Below are 19,134 nucleotides of genomic sequence, written 5' to 3' on the forward strand. Positions count from 1 at the left end.
TGGGGCTCGGCGACGTACTGCAGTTCTGCCGCTTCGTCGCGCCGCTCGCCGAACGCGTGCATCGCGAGGGCGGCCGGCTCGTCTGGAATACGTTCCCGCTGGTGGGCACGCTGATGCAGCGCAGCCTCGGCGCGCATGCGGACGCATTCAGCGCGGGCGGCGGCATTGAATTGCTGCCGGCCTTCGATTACGAAGTACCGCTGATCGGCCTGCCGCTAATGCTCGGCATGGAAGCGTCGACGCTCGCGTCGTCGGTGCCGTATCTGCGGGCCGATCCGCATGCGCGCGATGCGTGGCGCGCGCGGCTTGCGGGCGACCGCCGGCTGAAGGTCGGGCTCGTGTGGACGGGCAGCGCGGGGCACCAGCGCAATCCGTTCCGGCGGGTCGGGCTCGAGCGCTATGCCGACGCGTTCCGCGGGATCGACGGCGTCGCGTTTTATTCGCTGCAGCCGGGCGCGAGCGCGGATGTCGAGGCGGCGCGCGCGGCGGGCTTCGCGATCGAGGACGTCACGGCGGAACTGACGAGCTTCGACGACACGGCTGCGTTCATCGGCGCGCTGGATCTGGTGATCACCGTGTGCACGTCGGTCGCGCACCTGGCGGGTGCGCTCGGCGCGCGCACCTGGGTGCTGCTCGACGTGAATCCGCACTGGCCGTGGCTGCTCGAACGCAAGGACAGCCCGTGGTACCCGACCGCGACGTTGTACCGGCAACCGGTGTTCGGCGCGTGGGCGCCGGTGATGGAGGCGGTGAGCCGCGACCTGCGGCGCCTCGCCGCGCAGCCGGTTCAAGCGGAGGAGTCGACCCGGCAGGCCTGAGCGGCCGGCCGTATCGCGGCCGCGGGCCGCTGCTGCAAGTTGGCTTCGGCGGCGGCCGCCACGCACTGCGCGGCGGCCGCCCGTTACGTCATTCCGGCTGGTCGTCGCCGTTCTTGTTGCCGTTGCGCCGGCGCAGCCCGGGGCCGAACGTGAAGCCGAACGCGAGCAGCACGAGCGACACCGCGAGCACGATGTTGTTGCCGCTCGTCACGTACGGCGTGAAGCCGCTGGTGCCTTCGATCCGCACGTCGAGCGAGCCGATCGTGAACGGCTTCAGCTGCCCGAGCACGCGGCCGCGCGCATCGATCGCGGCCGTCATCCCCGTGTTGGTCGCGCGCAGCATCGGCCGGCCGGTCTCGAGCGAGCGCATCCGCGCGATCTGCAGGTGCTGGTCGAGCGCGATCGTGTCGCCGAACCACGCGAGGTTCGTCACGTTGACGAGCACGCCGGGCGGCTGCGGATTGTCGCGGATCGTCGCGGCGATTTCCTCGCCGAACAAGTCCTCGTAGCAGATGTCGGCCATCACGGGCTGGTTGTGCACGAGGAACGGCTTCTGCACGGGGGCGCCGCGCGCGAAATCGCCGAGCGGCATCTTCATCAGATCGACGAACCACCGGAAGCCCCACGGGATGAATTCGCCGAAGGGCACGAGGTGGTGCTTGTCGTAGTGATAGATGTCGCGCGAATTCGGCGTCACGCCGTACAGGCTGTTCGTGTAGTCGACGTAGTGACCGTCCTCGGTCACCGATGCGCCGACCGCGCCGAACAGCACGGCCGAGCCGGTCGTGTCGCTGAACTTGCGGATCGCGACGGCGAACGGCTCGGGCAGCTCCTGGATCATCACCGCGATCGCGGTTTCCGGCGTGACGATCAGGTCGGCCGGCTTCTCGATGATCATCTGCGTGTACATCTTGATCGCCGCGTCGATGCCCGCTTCCTCGAACTTGATGTCCTGCTTCACGTTGCCCTGCAGCAGCCGCACGGTGAGCGGCTTGTTCGCGGGCACGGTCCACGTGACCTGCGACAGGCCGAGACCGGCCGCGATCAGCGCGAGCGCGATGCCGGCCGGCGCGGCGATGCGCACGCGCGCATCGCCGGCGCGGGGCTCGGCAAGCGGCGACGGTCGGACGGCGGCGAGCGCCTGCACGACGAGCGCGGCGAACAGCGCGAGCACCCACGCGATCCCGTACACGCCGGCGACCGGTGCGAAGCCCGCGAACGGGCCGTCGACCTGCGGATAGCCGCTGGCGAGCCACGGGAAGCCGGTGAGGACGGTGCCGCGCAGCCATTCGCCGAGCGCCCAGGCGCTCGCGAACGCGAATGCGCCGTGCCAGGTCGGCGAGAACGGCCGCGGGTCGGGCGTGCGGCGATGCCATGCATGGCCCGCGCAGAACGACCACAGCCCGGCGGAGAACGCCGGGTACAGCGACAGGTACAGCGAGAACAGCACGAGCGCGCCGCCCGCGAGCGGCGCGGCCATCTCGCCGTACACGTGCATGCTGATGTAGAGCCACCAGATGCCGGTGATGAAGTTGCCGAAGCCGAACGCGCCGCCGGTGAGCGCGGCGCTGCGCCAGCTTGTGGTGCGTGTGAGCTGCGCGAAAAACCAGACGAATACGACGAGTTGCAGCCAGCCGCCGTGCGGCGTCGGTGCGAAGCTGAGCGTATTGGCTGCGCCGGCGAGCAGCGCGGCCGGGTAGTGCCAGCGCGGCAGCGCGCGGCCGGGAGTCGGCGCGAGCAGGCCGCCAGCCGGGCGGGACAGGATCGGATCGTCCATGTGAAGCGGAAGTGGGCGAGCGGTTGTGGAACGCGCGGCTGGCGCGCGACGGTCAGTCCTCGTGCGAGGTTTCGGCGCGACGGCTGGCGAGCGGGTTGCGGCGCACCAGCAGTACGTGGACCTGGCGCGCATCGCCGCGCTGGATCTCGAACACGAGGTTGCCGAGCTGCAGCTTTTCGCCGCGATGCGGGACGCGGCCGAAATGATGCGTGATCAGCCCGCCGATCGTGTCGACTTCGTCGTCGGGGAAATCGGTGCCGAACGTCTCGTTGAACTGCTCGATCTCGGTGAGCGCGCGCACGCGGTAGCGGCCGTCGGGCCCCGAGATGATGTTGCCGGCTTCCTCGTCGAAGTCGTATTCGTCCTCGATGTCGCCGACGATCTGCTCGAGCACGTCCTCGATCGTGATCAGGCCCGCGACGCCGCCGTATTCGTCGACGACGATCGCGAGGTGGTTGCGGTTCACGCGGAAGTCGTGCAGCAGCACGTTCAGGCGCTTCGATTCGGGAATGAACACGGCCGGGCGCAGCATCCCGCGCACGTCGAATTCCTCTTCGGCATAGAAACGCAGCAGATCCTTCGCGAGCAGCACGCCGATGACGTTGTCGCGGTTCTCCTCGTACACGGGGTAGCGCGAGTGCGCCTTCTCGAGGACGAACGGGATGAAATCTTCGGGCTTGTCGGCGATGTTGATCGCGTCCATCTGGGCGCGCGGCACCATGATGTCGCGTGCGCACAGGTCGGATACCTGGAAAACGCCTTCGATCATCGACAGCGAATCGGCGTCGATCAGGTTGCGCTCGTGGGCGTCCTGGAGGATTTCCAGCAGCTCGCCGCGGGATTCGGGCTCGGGCGAGATGAAGTCGGTCAGGCGCTCGAGCAGCGAGCGCTTTTCTTGCGGTTTGTCGGTTAGCTTACGACTGGGATACGAATCGTTCATGGTGGTGCGCCCGGGTCATGCCGGAGCGCGCTGTCACGGAGTAGGCAAGGATACACCAAGGGCACGACGCGACCGTGTCACACCGGCCGCACGGCCAGGGTGGGCGGCTCGCGCGGGCCCCGCTCGTGGACGGCTGCGCCGGGCGCGACGTCGTCCTCGGTTCCATCCTATCTCAGAACGGCGCGGCGGGGCAGCGGCGGCAAAAAACGGGTGCGGAAGGTGTGGGGCGCCGTCACGGGGAAAACGCTCGGCGGCGGCGGCCGCCCGGAGCGGCATTCTGACGCACGCGGGTTGGGTCGCAGCGCCTCGGTTCAGAACCGCATGCCGGCCGAGCAGCCGCCGGCGGCCGCGCCGTTGGTCGCGGCGCCGCCGCAGCCCAGGATGCCGCAGCCGGACAGCGCGACGCTCGTGGCGACGATCAGCGCGGCAACCTTGCAACGCGACCAGCGTGACGGTTTCATCATCGGGCGTGCCCTCGTTCGAATGCGCACGCGGCGCGGCAGCGCGTGGCGGCAAGCCGGGCGCCGGGCCGTGTCACCGACATCGCGCGAGCAGCCCTTCGAGTGCGCGATCGGGGATGCCGCTCGCGCGCAGCGCGTCGACCGTGCGGCTCACGTAGTCGAGCGTGGTGCCGTAGCGGCCGGCCGCGCAGCCGAACACTTCCTTCACGACGGGATCGGTCAGCTTGCCCGTGTAGGTCGGCGCGTCGCGGCGCATCACGAACGCGAGCGCGTTCACGCGTTCGCCGCTTTCCAGCGAGCACGGCAACCACGCGGGCCGGTACGAACCCATCGGCATTTCGCGCTTCCACAACGTTTCGAGATGCGGTTGCGCGGTCGGGCCGGCGAGCCGGAACGCGATGCCCGAGCAGGAGCCGCCGCGATCGAGCGCGAGCACGAGGCCCGGGCGTTCGGGCGTGCCGCGGTTCACGCGCGACCACAGATAGAGCCCGCGGTGATAGCCGTGCACCTTGCCGCGCACGGCGGCGACGGTCGGCAACCCCGGGTTCCAGATCAGCGAGCCATAGCCGAACAGCCAGAGATCCTGCTGGCCGTCCCAGTCACGCATCGTGTGCGCGAGCGAAGCCGCGAGCTCGTCTTCCGTCAGCAGGCGCCCGTCGCCGATCGACGGCGGGTAGGCGGGCGGGAGCGTCGCGGCGTTGCGCATCGTGCGGCGGGCTTACTGGTACGGGTTCGGGAAGCCCAGCTTCGCGAGGATGTCGACTTCGAGCGCTTCCATTTCGGCTGCGTCCTCGTGGCTCGTCTCGTGGTCGTAGCCCTGCGCGTGCAGCGCGCCGTGCACCAGCAGGTGCGCGTAATGGGCCGTGAGCGGCTTGCCCTGGTCGTGTGCCTCCTTCTCGACGACCGGGCAGCACAGCACGAGGTCGCCGATCACAGTGCCGTCGGGCGCCGCGTCGTACGCGAAGGTCAGCACGTTGGTCGGGTAGTCCTTGTGGCGGTAGCCGGCGTTCAGCGTGCGGCCTTCTTCTTCGCCGACGAAGCGCACGGTGAGCTGCGCGCTGGCGAACAGCGCGGGCTCGATCCACTCGGCGATCAGCTTGCGCTTGGGCAGCGTCTTGCGCACGTCGCTCGTGATTTCGTCACCGTATTGCACGGACAGGTCGAGTTCCGGTTCGCGCAGTGCGTCCTCGGTGTCGTCTTCGCGCGGCGCGGGCTCGGCGCCTACGTGCAGCGTCACGCTGTCGTAGTGCTCGGGCTGCAGCGCGAGCTTCGCGCGCATGGCCGGATCGTTGTGCTGCGCGACGATCGCGACGGCGGCTTCTCCCGAACTGCCCGACAGGTCGAACATCAGGCTGCGGCCATCCGGGAAGTCGATTCGCAGCCCTTGCGCGTTGACGGTCCGGGCCTTGCCCTTCGCATCGAACAGCGAAAGGCGGGGGGAGGCGGGCGCGGCCGACTGGGCGCGCCCGGACTTGCGGGAACGGGAGGATTTCATGACGCGTACGGCGATTAGGACGCGTTGAGGATACACCAAACGGCCGATCGCACCCGAATTCGCGCAGGCGAAAAAAAGCCCGGCGCGCCGTCTGGCGGGCCGGGCCGGGCTGTCGGGCCGGGGCGGCGTACGGGTGCCGCCGGCTGGTCAGCCGTCCTGGTGCTGCGCGTGGAATTCGTCGTACGCCTCGACGATGCGCGCGACGAGCGGATGGCGCACGACGTCCGCGCTGGTGAAGCGCGTGAGCGCGATGCCGCGCACGCCGCCCAGCACCTGCTGCGCCTCGACGAGGCCGCTCTTGTGGCCGCGCGGCAGGTCGACCTGGCTCGTGTCGCCGGTCACGACCGCCTTCGAGCCGAAGCCGATCCGCGTGAGGAACATCTTCATCTGCTCGGGCGTCGTGTTCTGCGCCTCGTCGAGGATGATGAACGCGTGGTTCAGCGTGCGGCCGCGCATGTACGCGAGCGGCGCGATCTCGATCATCTGGCGCTCGAACATCTTCGCCGTCTTGTCGAAGCCGAGCAGGTCGTACAGCGCGTCGTACAGCGGACGCAGGTACGGGTCGACCTTCTGCGCGAGATCGCCCGGCAGGAAGCCGAGCCGCTCGCCGGCCTCGACGGCCGGGCGCGTCAGCACGATCCGCTTGACCTGGTCGCGCTCGAGCGCGTCGACCGCGCACGCGACCGCGAGGTAGGTCTTGCCGGTGCCGGCCGGCCCGATGCCGAACGTCACGTCGTGTGACAGGATCTGCTTCAGGTACTCGCGCTGCGCCGGCGTGCGGCCGCGCAGGTCGGCGCGCCGCGTGTAGAGCTTCGGCGCGGGCTCCTCGTCCGGCTCGCTGGCGTCGAGCTGCACGACGGGCTCGTCGAACGGGTGGTCGGGGTCGCCGCGAAAGCGCACGTCGAGCGTGTCCTGGCGGCCGTTGCCGGACGTGTGACGTACTTCGACCAGCGCGAGCTGGATGTCGTCGACCGACAGCGCGTCGCGCGCGCGGTTGTAGAAGTTCTCGAGCGCGGCGAGCGCGAGCTTGGCGCCGCGCCCGCGGATCGCGATCCGGTGGCCGCGTCGCGACAGCGTGACGTCGAGCGCCTGTTCGATCTGCCGCAGGTTCTCGTCGAGCGGGCCGCAGAGGTTGGCGAGGCGCGCGTTGTCGTCGCGCGGCGCGACGAATTCCAGTGCTTGGGTCGGCTTCAAAGTGGCGTCGGGCTCCTGTTGAGCGTCAGTCAGTGCGTGGCCGCGCTCGCGTCGTCGCTGACGAGCACGAGCTCGCCGCGCAGCGAATGCGGGTAGGCGTGGTTGATCTTCACGTCGATCATCTGGCCGATCAGGCGCGGGTGCGACGCGAGCGGCGCCGGGAAATTCACGACCCGGTTGTTCTCGGTACGGCCCGCGAGTTCGTTCGGGTCCTTGCGCGACGGGCCTTCGACGAGGATCCGCTCGACCTTCCCGACCATCGACTCACTGATGCGCGCGACGTTTTCCTCGATGGTCGCCTGCAGATGTTGCAGGCGTTTGAGCTTCACTTCGCGCGGCGTGTCGTCATGCAGGTTCGCGGCCGGCGTGCCGGGGCGCGGGCTGTAGATGAACGAGAAGCTCGTGTCGTAGCGCATCTCGTGCACGAGCGCCATCATCTTGTCGAAATCGTCCTCGGTCTCGCCGGGGAAGCCGACGATCATGTCGGTCGACAGCGACAGGTCCGGGCGGATCGCGCGCAGCTTGCGGATCACCGACTTGTATTCGAGTACCGTGTAGCCGCGCTTCATCGCCATCAGGATGCGGTCGGAGCCGTGCTGGACGGGCAGGTGCAGGTGGCTCACGAGCTTCGGCACCTTCGCGTAGGTGTCGATCAGGCGCTGCGTGAATTCCTTCGGGTGCGACGTCGTGTAGCGGATCCGCTCGATGCCGGGGATGTCGGCGACGTATTCGATCAGCGTCGCGAAATCGGCGATTTCCGACGAGCCGGCCGCCAGCGCGCCGCGATACGCGTTCACGTTCTGGCCGAGCAGCGTGACCTCGCGCACGCCCTGGTCGGCGAGGCCGGCCACTTCGGTCAGCACGTCGTCGAGCGGGCGCGACACTTCATCGCCGCGCGTGTACGGCACCACGCAGTAGCTGCAGTACTTCGAGCAGCCTTCCATGATCGACACGAACGCGCTCGGCCCCTCGACGCGCGCGGGCGGCAGATGGTCGAACTTCTCGATTTCGGGGAACGAGATGTCGACCTGCGCACGGCCGCTCTCGCGGCGCGCGTCGATCATCTGCGGCAGGCGATGCAGGGTTTGCGGGCCGAACACGAGGTCGACGTACGGCGCGCGCGACACGATCGACGCGCCTTCCTGGCTCGCGACGCAGCCGCCGACGCCGATCAGCAGGCCGGGCTTCGCTTCCTTCAGCTCGCGCACGCGGCCGAGATCGGAGAACACCTTCTCCTGCGCCTTTTCACGCACCGAGCAGGTGTTGAACAGGATGATGTCCGCGTCTTCCGGCGTATCGGTCTTTTCGAGGCCTTCGGCCGCATTCAGCACGTCCACCATCTTGTCCGAGTCGTACTCGTTCATCTGGCAGCCGAAGGTCTTTACGTAAACTTTCTTGGTCATGGGGGTTCGCCGTTCGCAGTGGTTGACCTGGGGGCGTCGTCGATAAGGTGAATCGGGACGGCCGTGCGCTGCACGCGGATCGCGCGCAGCCAGCATGAAAAGCCGTCGGGAAAGCCTTTCATTATAGCTTTTCATGCTGGCCGGGGCGGGCGGCGGGTTGCGGCCGCGCGACGCCGTCTGCCAGGTTCCGACCCCTTGGTACTGGTGTGCCGGCGCTCAGCGGCACGCGTTCAGCAGGTCTTCGTGCGCGACTTCCTCGCGCGCGAAGCGTTCGGCGAGAAAGTCGAGCAGCACGCGCACGCGCGGCGCCATGTAGCGCTTGCCCGGATAGATCGCGTGCAGCGGCGCGCTCTGGTGGCGCCAGTCCGGCAGCAGGACCTTGAGCCGCCCGGCGCGGATGTCGTCGGCGACATCCCAGATCGAGTTCAGCACGATGCCGCGGCCGCGCAGCGCCCACTCGCGGGCGAGGCCGCCGTCGTTGGTCTCGAACGCGGTGGCGAGCGGCACCGTGCAGGTCTGGGTGTCGTCGCCGCGCGTGAAGCGCCACGTGTTCATCGGGCCGGACGCCACCGTGATCACGTTGCACGGAAAGCGGGCCAGATCATGCGGATCACTCGGCACGCCGTGACGTTCGATAAAGGACGGCGCCGCGCAAGGCACGCGCCGGTCCGCGGCGAGCCGGCGGGCGATCAGCGCGCCGTCGGGCGGCGCCGCGAAGCGGATCGCGAGGTCGATCTCGTCCTGCCACAGGTTCACCGTCGAGTCCGACGCCGTCAGCGAGAACGTCACGTCCGGGTAGCGCACGGTGAATTCGTCGAGCCAGTCGAGTAGCCGGCGGCGGCCGAAATCGGACGTCGCCGACAGCCGCACCCGGCCGCCGACGACGTTGCGGCCGGCCTGCAGCAGCGCGTTCGCGTCGTCGAGCGCCTGCAATGCCTGCCGGCAGCCGTTCAGGTACAGGCGGCCCTCGTCGGTGAGCCGCAACTGCCGGGTCGAACGGTCGAACAGCCGGGTGGCGACCGCCGCCTCGAGCTTCGCGAGGCGTGCGCTCGCGGCGGCCGGCGTGAGGTTCAGCTTGCGTCCGGCGGCGGACAGGCTGCCCAGTTCGGCCGCCTCGACGAACAGCCGGATATCGCCCAGTCGATCCATGCGATTTTCCAGAGATATTTGAAAATGGTTCAAATGCCACGCCAATTATCAAATATCGGCATCTTCGGGACAATGCGCACATCCTGCCTTTTGTGCGGTGCGGCACCGACCGGGCGCCGCGCCTGCCGCCTTCCGGAGAACGTCATGCCCATTCCGTTACTGGCGCTTGCGATCAGCGCCTTCGCCATCGGCACCACCGAGTTCATCATCATGGGCCTGTTGCCCGAAGTCGCGCGCGACCTGGCCGTGTCGCTGCCGTCGGCCGGCCTGCTGGTCACGGGCTACGCGCTCGGCGTCGCGGCCGGCGCGCCGCTGCTCGCGGTGCTGACGAGCCGCATGCCGCGCAAGGTCGCGCTGCAATGGCTGATGGCGATCTTCATCGTCGGCAACGTGCTGTGCGCGACCGCGTCCGGTTACGCGATGCTGATGGTCGCGCGGGTCGTCACGTCGTTCGCGCACGGGTCGTTCTTCGGGATCGGCGCGGTGGTCGCCGCGTCGCTCGTGCCCGCCGACAAGCGTGCGAGCGCGATCGCGCTGATGTTCACGGGACTCACGTTGTCGAACGTGCTCGGCGTGCCATTCGGCACCTTCGTCGGCCAGTTGCTCGGCTGGCGCGCGTCGTTCTGGATCGTCGCCGCGCTCGGCGTGCTGTCGCTCGGCGGGGTCGCCGCGCTGGTGCCGAACCGCCACGACAGCGGGCCGGTCGGCCTCGCCCACGAAGTGCGCGTGCTGAAGGAGCCGCAGGTGTGGCTCGCGCTGCTGATGACCGTGCTCGGCTTCGGCGGCGTGTTCGTCGTGTTCACGTACATCGCGCCGATTCTCCAGTCCGTGTCGGGCTATTCGCCACGGGCGGTCGCGCTGATCCTCGTGCTGTTCGGCGCGGGGCTGACGATCGGCAACACGCTCGGCGGCAAGCTCGCCGACCGCGCGCTGATGCCGTCGCTGATCGCGATCCTCGTTGCGTTGATGGCGGTGATGGTCGTGTTCGCCAAGACGAGCCACCACCCGGTCGCGGCGGCCGTCACCGTGTTCGTATGGGGGATCGCCGCATTCGCGACGGTGCCGCCGCTCCAGGCGCGCGTGGTCGAGAAGGCCGCGAGCGCGCCGCATCTCGCATCGACGCTGAACATCGGCGCGTTCAACGTCGGCAATGCGCTCGGCGCGTGGCTCGGCGGCCTTGCGCTGGAACACGGCCTGGCGCTCGATGCGCTGCCGTGGGTGGCCGTCGCGGTGACGTTCGCGGCGCTCGTCGTCACGTGGTGCGCGATGCGGCTCGACGCGCGCGGGCCGGCGCGCGGCACGGCGCCGGCGGCGCAATGAGCGGCGCAATGAGCGGTGCAATGAGCGGTGCAACGCGCGGTGCAACGCGCGGCGCCGGCACGACGCGATAGCGGCGGGAAAAGGTTCGCGAGGAACGCATTCCTCCGCGATGCTGATAACGGTGTGAAGATAACTTCGTTTGCCGGTGCAAGACCGGGTGATAGCGTCTCGATACGCGCCGTTGCTGGCGCAACCCGATTCCGATCCCGGCTTACCCCATACGCAGGGCTGCACCGCGGCCCGGAGGCAATGCTATGTCTTCATCCCTGGCGCTCGTGCGCGACGTGTCTTCCTTCGAATCCGGCAACGCCGCCGATGCGCGGGCGTCCGCGTCGCTCGACGTGCTCGAACAGGTCGTCGGTGTGAACCTCGCGCGGTTGCGCGCCGAGCGGCAATTGTCCCTCGATGCGCTTGCGCGGCTGTCCGGTGTGTCGCGCGCGATGCTCGCGCAGATCGAGTCGGCGCGCAGCGTGCCGTCGATCAAGGTGCTCTGCAAGATCGCCGCGGCGCTGAAGGTATCGGTCGCCGCCTTCCTGCGCCGCCATGCGGTGAACGGCTTCGAGCACCTGGCCGCCGAGCGCGCGTCGCGGGTCGTCAGCTCGAACGGCCGCTTCTCGGCGCGGGCGCTGTACCCGGAAGGCGAGCCGGCCGCGGCCGAGTTCCACGAGCTGCGGATCGCGCCGCTGCATACGGAGCCCGGCGCCCGCCGCGCGCCCGGCACGACGGTCAACCTCGTCGTCAGCGAGGGCACGCTCGAAGTCAGCGTGCATGATCGCCGCCAGTTGCTCGCGACCGGCGATGCGATCGTGTTCGATGCCGACCAGCCGTACAGCCTGCGCAACCCGGGTGACAGCGAGGCGCGCGCATTCCGCGTGACGGTGAGCCCCGAGGTGCCGCCGCGCTGGCTCGTGCCCGATGCGGCGCACGCGGCACATGCCGCGCACGCGGCCGGCTGACCGCGCAACGCAGGCCGCACGGAAGCGAGCCGCGTACGCGTCGTTCGGGCGCGATCGCGGGCCGTCCGTCGGCCGTTTGGACGATGCCGTTAGACGGGGTCGTCAGTAAGGTTTTAGGTCGTGTCCGCTGCGCCGAGCGCGCAGCTGTTGTATGCTTGGCCCGCCGTCGATGGGGTTGGCCCATCCGGCAAATCAGTGCGTCTTCAGGGCGGGGTGCAATTCCCCACCGGCGGTAGGCTGGCATAAGCCGGCGAGCCCGCGAGCGCCCGCGCATCCGCGCGGGGTCAGCAGATCTGGTCGAATGCCAGAGCCGACGGTCATAGTCCGGATGAGAGAAGATGTGCAGATAGTCATGTCCGTCAGGGCCGCTTCGCGACGTGTGCGAAGCGGGTTGTCGTTCTGTCTGTTTGCAATGCCCTGAAACGTTTTTCGCCCAAATCGTATTTGCGAGGAGCGTTTCACATGTCCTTGATGTCCGTTTCGTCGGCCCCCGCCGACGCCTTTGCCGATCTCCCGTTGCTGGATTCCGAACCGGTGCCGCCGCGCATCGCCGCCGCGCTCGACGCGATGCGCGCAGGCCGTGCCGTGGTGCTGCAGGACGACCACGACCGCGAGAACGAAGCCGACCTGATCGTTGCCGCCGAGCGCATCACGCCCGAGACGATGGCGCTGCTGATCCGCGAATGCAGCGGCATCGTGTGCCTGTGCCTGACCGACGACACCGTGCGTGCGCTCGAGCTGCCGCCGATGGTGCAGACCAACGAGAGCCGCAACGGCACCGCGTTCACCGTGTCGATCGAGGCACGCGAAGGCGTGCATACGGGCGTATCGGCGGCCGATCGCGTGACGACGATCCGCGCGGCGATCGCAGAAGGGGCGAAGCCGCACGACATCGTGCGCCCGGGCCACGTGTTTCCGCTGCGTGCGCAGCCGGGTGGCGTGCTGGCGCGCCGCGGTCACACCGAAGGCACGGTCGACCTGTCGATCCTCGCGGGCCTGAAGCCGGCCGGCGTGCTGTGCGAACTGATGAATCCGGATGGCACGATGACGCGCGGCGACGATGTCGAACGTTTCGCGCAACAGCACGGGCTGCCGATGCTGACGATCGCGGAACTCGTCGAGTTCCGCGAGGCGCTGGCCGCCGCGCGCGAGCGCTGCTGCGAACCGGCCTGAGTACGGGAAGGGGAAGGCGGGCGCGTTCGAGCGCCCGTTGCACGGCGTGCGTGAAGCGGTGCACGCCGGATCGGCCCGATCAGCCTGATCGGGCCGGCACGACCATCAGGACTGTACGTCCCCGAATTCGCCGCGCATGCCGGCTTCGACGAACGCCGGCAGTTCGTCCATCTGGCGCATGATCCGCGTGATGCCCATCGCGCGCAGCGCGTCCGCGTAGTTGTCGGGGATGTGGCTCGCGCCGACGAACGCGATCGTCTTCATGCCTGCCGCCCGCGCGGCATTCAACCCCGACACGCTGTCCTCGACGACGATGCAGCGCTCCGGCGCGACGCCGAGCGTGTGCGCCGCATGCAGGTAGACGTCGGGGTAGGGCTTCGGCCGCGCCACCTGCTCGGAGCTGAACACGCGATCGCCGAAGATCTCGGTGAGCGCCGCGCGCTTCAGCGAGCTGCGCACGCGTGCGAGCCGGCTGTTCGACACGACGGCCGCCGGCAGGCTCACCTTCAGCAGTGCGTCGCGCACGCCGGAGATCGGCGCGAGCGATTGCGCCAGCGCGCGCTCGATGTTGTGTTCGATGGTCTCGATGAAGTTCGCCGGCATCTCGATCCCGAAGCGGGATTCGATTCCCGCCAGGAAGCGCGACGTCTGCTGGCCGAACGCCGACTTGGCGGCGGCTTCGAAATCGAGATTCGGGAACGTGGTGGACAGCGTGTCGAGCAGGACGCGGTCGGCAATGATTTCGCTGTCGACGAGCACGCCGTCGCAGTCGCAGATGAGGTGATCGAGCATGGTGGTGAAAAAGCGGGAGGTCGGCGACACAGATCAATTCGCCATCATACGTGCATTCGCGCACACGCCGCGCGACGCTTCGGCAAAATTTCCCGACGCGGCCGCGCGCCGACTGCGTCTCCCCCGGGTGGGTTGCCGATCGTCCGGCGGCGGCCCGCTTGCGCGGTTCGCCGCCGCCTGTCGCCGCCTGTCGCCGGTGAAGTTACAGCGCGATTACGCGCCCCGTTTTCCACGACGTCATCGCGGCTTCGGCCAGTTCGAGCGCGGCGAGCCCGTCATCGATCGTCGTCCTGACCGGTGTGCCATCGCGCAGCGCGTCGACGAAGTGCGCGATCTCGGCCGCATAAGCATGCCGGTAGCGCTCGAGGAAGAACGGCTCCGGCACGTCCGTCGCGATGCCGCCCGCGAGCCACGCGCTCACCTCGGTCGGCCGCACGTTGCCGGCCTGCAGCATCCCGTTGCTGCCGAGCAGCTCGAAACGCTGGTCGTAGCCGTAGGCGGCGCGCCGCGACGTGTTGATCTGGCATAGCAGCCCGCGCCGTGTGCGGATCGTCACGGCGGTCGAATCGATGTCGCCTGCATCGCGCACGGCCGGATCGGTCAGGCAGCTGCCGGTCGCATGCAGCGTCTGCGCTTCGTCGCCGAGGATCCAGCGGAACACGTCGAAGTCGTGGATCAGCATGTCCTTGAAGATGCCGCCCGAGCTGCGGATGTAGTCGACGGGCGGCGCGCCCGGGTCGCGGCTCGTGACGACCAGCATTTCCGGCGCACCGATCTCGCCGCGCTCGACGCGCGCCTTCAGCGCGGCGAAGGTCGGGTCGAAGCGGCGCTGGAAGCCGATCATGCAGGTCACGCCGCTGCGCCGGACGACGTCCGCGCACGCACGCGAGCGCTCGACGGTCAGGTCGACGGGCTTCTCGCAGAATACGGCCTTGCCCGCGTGCGCGGCCGCGGCGATCAGGTCCGCATGCGTGTCGGTGCTCGATGCGATCACCACGGCGTGGACAGCCGGATCGCCGAGCGCACGCTCGACGTCGGCCACCAGCGCGCCGTGCGCGTGGGCCAGTGCGTCGGCCGACGGCGCATGGCGGTCGACTACGTACTTCAGCTTCGCGCCCGGATGGCGCGCGAGATTCGCCGCGTGGATCTTGCCGATCCGTCCTGCGCCGAACAACGCGAATTCGATCATTCCGTTCTCCTGTTGATTTCGATTTTCCGTCGGCACGCGGCATGAATCGGCCGTGCACCGTGGCGGCGGTCATTGATCCGCCAGTTCGCCGCGCACATAGTCGATGCTCGCCCGCAGCCGGTCCTCGATGTCATCGGCCTCGGCGATTTCGTTTGCGAACGGCTCGAACGAGAACGCGCCGCGGTAGCCGCGCGCGAGCAGTTCGCGCAGTTGCCGGAGATTGCCGAGCCGGTCGGCGCCGCCGACCAGCACGCGATGGCCGTCGCGCATCCGGTCGACCGGCAGGTCGTCCTCCTCGACGCCCGAGATGTGCACGAGGCCCGTCAGGTTCGGGAAGAAGATATCCTCGCCCGACAGGTGATGGTGGAACGTGTCGTGCACGAGCCGGAACACCTGTTCGCCCGCCGCGTCGTAGATGCCTTTCACAGCATCCGACTTGCGGCGCAGCGCGCATTCCTCGAAGCCGAGCGGCTCGATGAAGCCGAGCAGGCCGCGCGCGTCGAGGATCGGCTTGAGCGCCTTCAGCGCCTTCACGAGATCCGCGTGACGCACGTCCGCGCTGCGCGTGTCGCTCCGGTTGTTGGTCGGGCACAGCACCAGCGCACGCGCGCCGCATTGCGCCGCGTAGTCGGCCAGCACGGTCGCCTCGTCCGCGCGCTCGGCGTTCCATTGCTCGAAGCGCTGCAGCGCGTTGATCGTCAGGATCGTCACGCCGCCGGCTTCGGCCGTCGCGCGCACGGCGGCGGCCGGCGTGCCATCGGCGATGTCGACGCCATCGAGATCGTTGCGGATCTCGATCGCGTCGACACCGAGGCGCCGGCACAGCGCGACGTAACGGTCGAGCGGCAAGCGCGGTGCGCTCATCCGGTTCAGCGAAAAATGGAAGGCTTGCGTCATCGTTCTGTCCTTGGGTCTCGAGTGGGGGCTGGGTTCGAATCAGGTGCCGGTGCGCGCGAGGCCGGCTGCCGGCGGCGCGGCGACGGCGTGCCACGTGTCGCGCAGCCAATGCGCGCATGCGACGTTGTTGTCGAAGATCGAATAGCGCGCGCCGCCGCCGTAGTCGGGAAACGGGATGAATTCGCAACTGATCTGCTCGACGCGCGCCGGTTGTCCGTCGGCCTGCGCGTGCAGCAATTGCCGAAGCGCGAACTTCCACGTGTCGAGTTCATCCGCGCGCCATGCGCCGTGATAGGTGCCCGGTGCGGGGGCGACGAACGGATACTGGATGCCGCGCCCGGGCCTGCCGCCGGCGCGGCGCATCCATGGGTTGTCCGGGTTGTTCGGCATCACGCTGCGGGCATGCGCATGCCGGACCCAGCCGCACGCGATCCAGTCGGCGTAGAGGGCGTCGGGCGATGCAGGGTCGAGCAACCGCCGGCCGCCGTCGGCCGCGTCGCGGATGCCCGACGCCTCGAGTTCGGCGCGATTGCCGATCTTGAACAGCAGGTGCGAATGATCGAGCGTGATCCGGAACGGCACGCCGGCCTGCTCGACATGCCGCGCGACGCGTGCGACGCGCGTGAATTCCTCGCCCCACATGTCGACGTGCACTTCGAGGCTCGGCAGGCAGCCGGCCGGCTCGCAGCGCTCGTAAGTGCGCAGGTAGAAATCGGCGACCTCGCGGTCGGACAGCGGATGGCCGTCCGCGTGATGCGCATACAACTGGCAGTTGAGCACCGTGCTGCCGAAACGCGCGCCCGCGTCGACGATCTCGGCGACGTGTGCTTCGTCGCGACCCGCGCACCAGATGCCGCCGATCACGCGAATCGGCAGCGCGTGGCGTTCGACCAGCGCGAAATACGGCGACAGGTCTTCACCGCACGCCGGGTTCTTTTCGACGTAGTCGAATACACCGGCGCCGGCGACCATCCGGAAGCGTTCGGCGGGCGCGGGCAATGGCAGGCCGTCGTGTTCGAGCACGCCGTCGAGGTTCACGCCGATGAGGATCGGTTCAGCCATCGTCTCCTGCCCGCCGTTGTCATGGGAATGGCTGCCCAATGTACGGAGGCGCGGCGCGGGCTGCATGACAAACGTTGACGAAAAATCGCCCATGCGGCGGTCGATTTTTTTGCAACGCGCATGCGGTGCGACAGACGGTGCAATAGACAGCGAACCAAGCGGCGGGCGTCAGGCCGGCAGGTAGGCGCTGGTCCTCACGTTTGCCGGGCAGAACACGCGGAATTCGACCGGATCGGCCGGCGGAGGCTGTTCGACGATCCCGCACGCATGCAGCACGTGCTGCAGTGCGGAAATCACCTGGCCGTCCGGATCCTGGTCGATCGCGAGGTCCATTGCGCCGGCTTCGATGAAGGTGCGGTGCAGGTCGATCATCTCGTGGCCGATCCACACGACCCGGCCGGTTGCGCCGGCCTTGCGCAGCGCCGCTTCGATGCCGGCCGAGCCGGCGCCGCTGTTGTAGATCGCGACCACGTCGTCGTGCGCCTGTAGCGCCTTCGTCACGGCGCGGTAACAGCGGTCGTCCTGATCGAGCGTCTCGACCGGCTCGTCGTCGCAGCGGACGGCGGCGAACGCTTCGGCGAGCTGGTCGCGGCAGCCGGCCATCCGGTCGGCGTGCGCGCGGTAGCCCATGCGCCCGCCGAGCAGCAGCACGCGGCCGGGGCGCGCCGCCAGGCGGCCGATGTAGTAGCCGGCCGTGCGCCCGGCCCGGTAGTTGTCGATGCCCGCGAAGTGCACGCGGTCGATGCCGCCGATGTCGGTGACCATCGTGACGACGGTCTCGCCGCGCGCGATCGCGCCGGCCAGTGCATCGCGCACGCGGGCCGTGTCGCGCGCCGTGACGATCAGCGCCGCGCGCCGGTACGCGGGCCGTTCGATCAGCGCGGCCGCCCGCTCGTCGTCGGCGGCGGGCAGGATCGTCCGGTGCACGACCACGCGCCGGTCGAGCATCTGCAGCGAGCGCTGCAGCGCCAGCTGCAGCCGCCGGAAGAACGTCGCGTCGGTATCCGGCAGCAGCACGTCGACGTGGATCAGCCCGTGCCGCGTGTCGGGCAGCTGGCGCGGCACGCCGAGCTGCCGCGCGGCCGCCACCACGCGTTCGCGCGCCTGCGCCGACACGCTGCCGCGCTCGTTCAGCACGCGGTCGACGGTGGTCGTGCTGACCCCGGCGAGCGCCGCGATCTCGTCGAAGCGCGCGGTGCGCTTGCGCCAGCGCGGCCCGGATTCGCCTGTCATGGTTGTCTCCATCGTGGTGTCGCCATCGAGACGTGGCGATGCAGGGAACGCTAAAGCGATGGCGAAATTTCGTCAACGTTTCGATTGAGCGGGGGCGGCCGCGGGCCTAATTTCGATGCCATGCCGGAGCGCTTGCCGCGCTTCCTACGGACAAGGAATCAAGGAGACGCACGTGGTTCATATCGACGACCAGGCGCACGACCGGGCGGCTGCGCGCCGTCAGGCATACCGGATGATCGGCGGCGCCGGCGAGCGCGCGCAGGCGGCCGGGCTCGCCAACGCCGAGTGGTACCGATGCCCGGTGCCGCGGCCGCTGATGAAGCAGCTGATGCAGCGCGGCGATGCGCGCGCGATCCGCGACACGCTGATCTGGTACGCGGCGATCGCGAGCAGCGGCGTGCTCGCGTGGCTGGCGTGGCACGCGCATTCGGCGTGGGCGATCCCGGCGTTCTTCGTGTACGGCACGCTCTACTGCAGCCCGGCCGACTCGCGCTGGCACGAATGCGGGCATGGCACCGCGTTCCGCACGCGCTGGATGAACGACGTGCTGTACCAGGTCGCGTCGTTCCAGGTGTTCCGTCGCGCGACGGCGTGGCGCTGGAGCCATGCGCGCCATCACACCGATACGCTGGTCGTCGGGCGCGATCCGGAAATCGCCGCGCCGAAGCCGACCGACTGGCGCTCGCTCGCGCTGAACATCGTCGCGCTGAAGCATGTGGCCGGCGAGCTGCGCAAGATGATCGCGATTGCGTTCACTGGCCGGCTCGACGACGAGGAGCGCACCTACGTGCCCGAATCGGAACGGCCGAAGGTGGTGCGTGAGTCTCGCATCCATCTCGCGGTCTATGTAATGGTGGTCGGTGCGTCGTTGTACTGGCACACGATCCTGCCGCTGCTCTACATCGGGCTGCCGAGCCTCTACGGCGCGTGGCTATATCTGTATTTCGGCCTCACGCAGCACGCGGGCATGCCTGAGAACGTGCTCGATCACCGGCGCAACTGCCGGACCGTGATGATGAATCCGGTGTTCCGCTTCCTGTACTGGAACATGAACTATCACGTCGAACACCACATGTTCCCGATGGTGCCGTTCCACGCGCTGCCGAAGCTGCACGAGGCCGTGAAGGCCGACATGCCGCCGCCGTACCGCAGCACGCTGGCCGCGTATGCGGAGATCGTGCCGGCGCTGGTCCGGCAGACGCGCGACCCGACCGATTACGTCGTGCGGCCCGTGCCGGATGCCGCGCGTGCGTGACCGACATCGCCCCTTCCAAC

General features: G+C 68.9%; 17 protein-coding genes, 1 pseudogene and 1 riboswitch. Of the genes and pseudogenes, 5 read left to right on the forward strand and 13 right to left on the reverse strand.

What is annotated here, in order from left to right:
• A pseudogene (locus G3N96_RS26855) lies at nucleotides 1–818 on the forward strand (hypothetical protein); the annotation flags it as partial.
• Nucleotides 819–906: 88 nt separating this feature from the next.
• On the opposite strand, the gene lnt reads toward G3N96_RS26855, so the two are convergent.
• The 8 genes from lnt to G3N96_RS26895 all read right to left on the reverse strand — a co-directional run bounded on the left by lnt (nucleotide 907) and on the right by G3N96_RS26895 (nucleotide 9,237).
• Nucleotides 907–2,595 (reverse strand): apolipoprotein N-acyltransferase, encoded by a 1,689-nt coding sequence (gene lnt, locus G3N96_RS26860; protein ID WP_206139068.1) that lies wholly within the window; start codon nucleotides 2,593–2,595, stop codon nucleotides 907–909.
• A 52-nt stretch (nucleotides 2,596–2,647) separates the two neighbouring features.
• The gene (locus tag G3N96_RS26865; protein ID WP_089426284.1) at nucleotides 2,648–3,535 is read right to left on the reverse strand and encodes a transporter associated domain-containing protein; all 888 of its coding nucleotides are present in this window, start codon (nucleotides 3,533–3,535) and stop codon (nucleotides 2,648–2,650) included.
• Nucleotides 3,536–3,846: 311 nt separating this feature from the next.
• Complete coding sequence (locus tag G3N96_RS26870; RefSeq protein ID WP_185634217.1) at nucleotides 3,847–3,999, reverse strand: hypothetical protein; 153 nt, start codon at nucleotides 3,997–3,999, stop codon at nucleotides 3,847–3,849.
• A 70-nt stretch (nucleotides 4,000–4,069) separates the two neighbouring features.
• Complete coding sequence (locus tag G3N96_RS26875) at nucleotides 4,070–4,702, reverse strand: gamma-glutamylcyclotransferase (protein ID WP_124580771.1); 633 nt, start codon at nucleotides 4,700–4,702, stop codon at nucleotides 4,070–4,072.
• Between the two features lie 12 nt (nucleotides 4,703–4,714).
• The gene (gene ybeY, locus G3N96_RS26880; protein WP_206139069.1) at nucleotides 4,715–5,491 is read right to left on the reverse strand and encodes an rRNA maturation RNase YbeY; all 777 of its coding nucleotides are present in this window, start codon (nucleotides 5,489–5,491) and stop codon (nucleotides 4,715–4,717) included.
• Between the two features lie 147 nt (nucleotides 5,492–5,638).
• The gene (locus tag G3N96_RS26885; protein ID WP_089426281.1) at nucleotides 5,639–6,685 is read right to left on the reverse strand and encodes a PhoH family protein; all 1,047 of its coding nucleotides are present in this window, start codon (nucleotides 6,683–6,685) and stop codon (nucleotides 5,639–5,641) included.
• A 29-nt stretch (nucleotides 6,686–6,714) separates the two neighbouring features.
• A complete protein-coding gene (gene miaB / locus G3N96_RS26890; protein ID WP_089440968.1) occupies nucleotides 6,715–8,088 on the reverse strand; it encodes a tRNA (N6-isopentenyl adenosine(37)-C2)-methylthiotransferase MiaB in 1,374 nt (457 codons plus the stop codon).
• Between the two features lie 216 nt (nucleotides 8,089–8,304).
• A complete protein-coding gene (locus G3N96_RS26895; RefSeq protein ID WP_124580773.1) occupies nucleotides 8,305–9,237 on the reverse strand; it encodes a LysR family transcriptional regulator in 933 nt (310 codons plus the stop codon).
• Nucleotides 9,238–9,381: 144 nt separating this feature from the next.
• Between G3N96_RS26895 and G3N96_RS26900 the strand changes: the two genes are divergently transcribed.
• From G3N96_RS26900 to ribB, 3 genes are all read left to right on the forward strand, one after another.
• The gene (locus G3N96_RS26900; protein WP_124580779.1) at nucleotides 9,382–10,557 is read left to right on the forward strand and encodes an MFS transporter; all 1,176 of its coding nucleotides are present in this window, start codon (nucleotides 9,382–9,384) and stop codon (nucleotides 10,555–10,557) included.
• Nucleotides 10,558–10,811: 254 nt separating this feature from the next.
• Nucleotides 10,812–11,513: an XRE family transcriptional regulator gene (locus tag G3N96_RS26905; RefSeq protein ID WP_069248802.1), complete on the forward strand. Its 702-nt coding sequence runs from the start codon at nucleotides 10,812–10,814 to the stop codon at nucleotides 11,511–11,513.
• A 195-nt stretch (nucleotides 11,514–11,708) separates the two neighbouring features.
• A riboswitch (FMN riboswitch) is annotated at nucleotides 11,709–11,857 on the forward strand.
• 118 nt (nucleotides 11,858–11,975) lie between these two features.
• Nucleotides 11,976–12,686: a 3,4-dihydroxy-2-butanone-4-phosphate synthase gene (ribB, locus tag G3N96_RS26910; RefSeq protein WP_085042345.1), complete on the forward strand. Its 711-nt coding sequence runs from the start codon at nucleotides 11,976–11,978 to the stop codon at nucleotides 12,684–12,686.
• A 105-nt stretch (nucleotides 12,687–12,791) separates the two neighbouring features.
• Here ribB and G3N96_RS26915 read toward each other — a convergent pair whose 3' ends face one another.
• From G3N96_RS26915 to G3N96_RS26935, 5 genes are all read right to left on the reverse strand, one after another.
• Nucleotides 12,792–13,478 carry an HAD family hydrolase gene (locus G3N96_RS26915; RefSeq protein WP_206139070.1) on the reverse strand — a complete coding sequence of 229 codons (687 nt, stop codon included), beginning with the start codon at nucleotides 13,476–13,478 and terminating at the stop codon, nucleotides 12,792–12,794.
• Nucleotides 13,479–13,680: 202 nt separating this feature from the next.
• The gene (gene iolG / locus G3N96_RS26920) at nucleotides 13,681–14,667 is read right to left on the reverse strand and encodes an inositol 2-dehydrogenase (protein ID WP_206139071.1); all 987 of its coding nucleotides are present in this window, start codon (nucleotides 14,665–14,667) and stop codon (nucleotides 13,681–13,683) included.
• A 69-nt stretch (nucleotides 14,668–14,736) separates the two neighbouring features.
• On the reverse strand, nucleotides 14,737–15,564 hold the full coding sequence (locus G3N96_RS26925) for a TIM barrel protein (protein ID WP_206139072.1): 828 nt from the start codon (nucleotides 15,562–15,564) through the stop codon (nucleotides 14,737–14,739).
• A gap of 39 nt (nucleotides 15,565–15,603) precedes the next feature.
• The gene (locus tag G3N96_RS26930; RefSeq protein WP_206139073.1) at nucleotides 15,604–16,626 is read right to left on the reverse strand and encodes a xylose isomerase; all 1,023 of its coding nucleotides are present in this window, start codon (nucleotides 16,624–16,626) and stop codon (nucleotides 15,604–15,606) included.
• Between the two features lie 168 nt (nucleotides 16,627–16,794).
• Nucleotides 16,795–17,859 carry a LacI family DNA-binding transcriptional regulator gene (locus G3N96_RS26935; RefSeq protein WP_206139074.1) on the reverse strand — a complete coding sequence of 355 codons (1,065 nt, stop codon included), beginning with the start codon at nucleotides 17,857–17,859 and terminating at the stop codon, nucleotides 16,795–16,797.
• A 232-nt stretch (nucleotides 17,860–18,091) separates the two neighbouring features.
• On the opposite strand from G3N96_RS26935, the gene G3N96_RS26940 reads away from it, so the two are divergent.
• Complete coding sequence (locus G3N96_RS26940) at nucleotides 18,092–19,114, forward strand: fatty acid desaturase family protein (RefSeq protein WP_206139081.1); 1,023 nt, start codon at nucleotides 18,092–18,094, stop codon at nucleotides 19,112–19,114.
• Nucleotides 19,115–19,134 lie beyond the last annotated feature (20 nt).

The organism is Burkholderia sp. Se-20373 (assembly GCF_017104705.1).
Lineage (GTDB): Bacteria > Pseudomonadota > Gammaproteobacteria > Burkholderiales > Burkholderiaceae > Burkholderia.